4 protein-coding genes are annotated in these 3460 nt (G+C 61.4%); all 4 read right to left on the bottom strand.

What is annotated here, in order from left to right; all coding sequences use genetic code 11:
• Window positions 1–336 precede the first annotated feature (336 nt).
• Entirely contained in the window at window positions 337–510 is a 174-nt protein-coding gene (locus tag KVS69_RS17995) for a hypothetical protein (protein WP_217539373.1), read from the bottom strand.
• Between the two features lie 27 nt (window positions 511–537).
• Window positions 538–1350, bottom strand: coding sequence for an alpha/beta hydrolase (locus KVS69_RS17990; protein ID WP_217539372.1), 813 nt, complete (start codon window positions 1348–1350; stop codon window positions 538–540).
• Between the two features lie 138 nt (window positions 1351–1488).
• The gene (locus KVS69_RS17985; RefSeq protein WP_217539371.1) at window positions 1489–2316 is read right to left on the bottom strand and encodes an alpha/beta hydrolase; all 828 of its coding nucleotides are present in this window, start codon (window positions 2314–2316) and stop codon (window positions 1489–1491) included.
• A gap of 343 nt (window positions 2317–2659) precedes the next feature.
• Window positions 2660–3460: XVIPCD domain-containing protein (locus KVS69_RS17980; protein WP_254622268.1), on the bottom strand; the 801-nt coding region annotated here is incomplete at its 5' end.

The following is a 3460-nucleotide window of genomic DNA, read 5'->3' as shown; positions in this document are numbered from 1 at the left end:
AGGACGAGGCCAGCCACGTGCGCGAGCTGCTGGCGCAGGCGCGCCTGCCCGCGGACGAGCAGGCGAAGGTGCAGGCCCCCGCCGCCGCCGGTGTCTTGGACGTTGAGGGTTATGTCGTCGAGCGTGATGGAGTGCTGCTGCATGACTGGCTCCGGAATCAAAGGCGCCCGACCACGCGGTCCCCTGGCAGAGACCGCGCCTTGAGCTGCCTTTTACAACCCGTTCCCCGTCCGGCGTAAACACTCCGGTCGCCTCACCGTGTGAGGCCTGCTGCAAGCGTAAAGCCCGATTGCTAAAGGTTGGGTGAAACCCAAACCCTGCCACCGCTCCGAGGCGTCAGTCCTCTCGCGGCAGCTTCTTCGCCCACATGTTATCGACCAGATTCGGGTAAGCCCGCCCATTTTCTTCGGCCCGCTGCCGCGCCGCCGCCTTTTGCGACGGCGACAGCGGCTGCCCCTTCTTCCCCTTGGGATTGGGCTTATCCCAAGGCGGCGTTACTGTCTTTCGCATCCAATCACCTTTGCAACCCGGCCGGCCTCACCGCGCCAGAAACGCAACCAACGCCGCATTGAACTGCTCGGCATGGCAGGCATTACACCCATGCGGCGCATCCTTCAGCAGCACCACCTCGCTGCCGGGAATCGCCTCATGCGTACGCCGGCCTGAGCCTTCATACGGCACTGTGCCGTCGCTGTCACCATGCAGCACCAGCGTCGGCACCGTAACCTTCTTCAGGTCCTCGCGGAAATCGGTGGTGCCAAACGCCTTCATGCAGCCCAGCGCCGCAGTCTGATCAGACTGCTTGCACAGCTCGATCGCTTCCTGGCGCTGTTTTTCAGTGACCTTCAACTCGCCCTTGGCGCTGAAGAAATCCTTGGTGAACCCGTCGAAGAACTCGTCACGGTGGTTCTCCAGCCCCATCCGCATCTGCTCGGCTTTTTCCTCGGTCAGCGGGCCGTCCGGGTTGTCGGCGGTCTTGAGCATGTACGGCGGCACCGCCGCAGCGAATACCACGCTGCGAAGGCGCTGCTCGCCATGACGGGCGATGTAGCGCGCCACTTCGCCGCCGCCCATCGAGAAGCCCACCAGCGTCGCGTCCTGCAGGTCCAGCTGTTCCAGCACCCCGGCAAGGTCGTCGGCCAGCGTGTCGTACTCATAGCCATCGGCCGGCTTTTCCGAACGGCCGAAGCCACGGCGGTCATAGGCCACCACGCGGTAGCCCGCGGCCTTCAGCACCGGCACCTGGGCACGCCATGATTCGGCCGACAGCGGCCAGCCGTGAATCAGCACAACCGGGCGACCGGTGCCGCCGGTGTCTTCAACGTGTAGACGTACGCGTGTTGCAGTCATGGATAGCTCCAGATTCGCCAATGGATGGCCCATGCTAATCGGCTGATGCGGACATGACGTGAGCATATCTTTGCTTTGAACTTACACATTGTGCACAAAGTGCACGCGTTTATGACCTTGCCTTGACCGTTGGCTCCGCTACTCCGGAAGAAGCCGCAACAATGCTTCATTGAACTCATCTGCATTGCTGATGTTCAGGCCATGCGGCGCACCTGTGATAAGGGCAACCAAGCCGCTATTCATGGCCCACCGCGTTCCAAGCGCTGCGTTCTGAACTGGCGCGAATTCATCTGCCGTGCCGTGCAGGATCGTTGCAGATGCTCCGACTACGGCAAGTTCGGACCGGTGGTCGGTCGTACAGACCGATTCCAGGCATCTCATGGCGGCAGTTTGGTCGGACGTCTCGCACATTCGGACGAGCTCTTCAAGCTGGTCCAAGGTGATCTTCAATTCGCCGTTGACGCTGTGATGGTCCTCCATCAATGAAGTAAAGAACGCGCTGCGATCGTCGCCGAGCGCCTGCAACATGCGCACGTATTCCGAAGATTGCAGCCACCCGTTCGGGTTCGTATCGGATCTGAGCATGAATGGCGTCACGGTCGAAACCAGCATCAGGCGTCTGATGCCTTCCCCGCCTAATAGCACCTCGGCCCGCGCTGCTTCGGCCGCTCCCATGCCGAAGCCAACGAGGCTGACGTTGGTGAGCTGCATGTCCACGATCAACGCGGCCAGGTCAGCGGCTGTTTCATCGTAGCTGTAGCCCTCGCTCGGCTTATCCGATCGCCCGAAACCTCGCCGGTCATAGGAAATGACGCGGTAGCCGGCGCTGCGCAGTGAGGGCACCTGCAGCTTCCACTGGTCCAGGGTAAGTGGCCAATCGTGCACCAGCACCACCGGGCGACCATCGCCGCCGGTGTCTTCAACATACAGGTTCACGCGCTTGTGTTTGGCAAGAACATCATTCATGACAGGCTCCAGAATGGAGGACGGCTGACTACGCATGACGGCTGGCCATGCGTGAAGTTGCCTTCCTTACAACCTGTTCCCCGTCCAGCGCGAGCGCACCGGCCGCCTCACGGTGTGAGGCCTGCAGCAAGCGTACGACGGGGTTTCTAAGGATCTCGTGAAGCACTCGGTCGCCAATGACGAAGTGCGGGTGGGCGTGGCCCGAACCGGTACGTTTCACCGAATATCGATAGGCTGCAGGTGGAGTTCTATCTGAATGCGCGTGGGCAGGTGAACGCGCTGAGCGTGGTGCATGGCGGAGGTCGGGCGCGGTATGTGCGGAAGCGGATGGAACGGGTAAGCATCACCCCATTCGCCGCACGGCAGCCTCACGCTCCTGCGATTGCGTCTGTTCGGCCTGCGCCGCCAGCTGCTGGGTCTGCTGGTTGGCGTTGACCAACTGCTCGCCACGTTCCAGCGAAGCTTCAACCGGGGTCTGGGCGGCCTGCGCGGTGGGCATGGAAGCGCGCAGATGCGCTGGGTCGTTGCGCTCGCCCTGCACGACGAAGATGTTTTCAGCTGCCGTCGCGTTCGGGGTGCGCTCACTGAGCATTACGTGGTCCACGCGCGATAGCCCATTTTCCTTGGCGAGCACATACAGGCTTGCGCTGACCCGCTCACTGGTGGGGTCGAAGGTTCGGCCATTGGCGGCGTCCAGTTCTGCCACCTTCTCCCGGATCTGCGACAGCATGGGGTCGCCCCTGATGCCTTCGTAGAAATCATTCTCGGAGATCAGGCGCTGCAGCAGCGACCGCTTTGGAAGGTCATTGTTGATTTCGGTGTTGAGCTTGCTGCCCGGAACGGGATCCGGAATGCTCTCGATTTCACGCTTGTTGTTGAGTGGTTTGACCGCCCCCTCGAAACCTTGATCCTGCCCCGATCTTGTTTGACGGTGCAGGCCCGCGTGATTGAGTGCACCCCAGGTAAAGTCGATGCAGCTGTTGGACAGGCCGCCGTACTCCATGCTGAACCCATGTTTGGCAGGATCTTTACCGTACTCAACGATGCGATCGAACTGTTGCTTGGTGATCTCCATTGTCCGCGCGTAGTAGGGATTCTGGTAATTCTGGCTATCGCGGTAGGTGATCGCACCCGGGCCGCTGGT

Source organism: Stenotrophomonas sp. GbtcB23, assembly GCF_019091045.1.
In the GTDB taxonomy this organism is placed as follows: Bacteria; Pseudomonadota; Gammaproteobacteria; order Xanthomonadales; family Xanthomonadaceae; genus Stenotrophomonas; species Stenotrophomonas rhizophila_A.
The sequence above is the reverse complement of the archived record's forward strand: the minus strand, read 5'-3'. Positions and strand labels throughout refer to the sequence as shown.

What these genes read in the sequence shown, in the direction of transcription:
- KVS69_RS17995 (WP_217539373.1), bottom strand. Translation starts at nt 510, where the DNA reads ATGCGAAAGACAGTAACGCCGCCTTGGGATAAGCCCAATCCCAAGGGG.
- KVS69_RS17990 (WP_217539372.1), bottom strand. Translation starts at nt 1,350, where the DNA reads ATGACTGCAACACGCGTACGTCTACACGTTGAAGACACCGGCGGCACC.
- KVS69_RS17985 (WP_217539371.1), bottom strand. Translation starts at nt 2,316, where the DNA reads ATGAATGATGTTCTTGCCAAACACAAGCGCGTGAACCTGTATGTTGAA.